The organism is Burkholderia sp. SIMBA_051 (assembly GCF_046534915.1).
GTDB lineage: Bacteria > Pseudomonadota > Gammaproteobacteria > Burkholderiales > Burkholderiaceae > Burkholderia > Burkholderia ambifaria.
In genome coordinates this window covers 1-261 of sequence record NZ_JAWRXS010000455.1, presented here as the reverse complement: position 1 = coordinate 261, position 261 = coordinate 1, and the positions used below count along the sequence as shown (strand labels likewise).

At 60.9% G+C, this 261-nt stretch carries 1 protein-coding gene; it reads left to right on the top strand.

The window, feature by feature from the left end:
* On the top strand, positions 1–261 hold a 261-nt coding region (locus SB771_RS35265), incomplete at both ends, for a hypothetical protein (RefSeq protein ID WP_410722075.1).

Genomic DNA, 261 nt, shown 5'->3' with positions numbered 1-261 from the left:
GGCCTGTGGTTTGGTGGTACGAAGGACCAGACCTCGACCGTCTACCGGCAAAGTGACCCCATCGACCTGTACAAGGCCACCTCCGACGACCTGCGCACACGTATTGCCGACATGCGCAAGAACCTGCCCGAGGACGTCAAGGGCCAGCAGAACCATCTGCTGAACCTGATGAACCTGATGCTGGGGGATGCCGTGAAGTTCGACGGCCAGGACACGGTGGAGCTGGATCGCGGCATTGCGAAGAACCCGCTGACCATCACC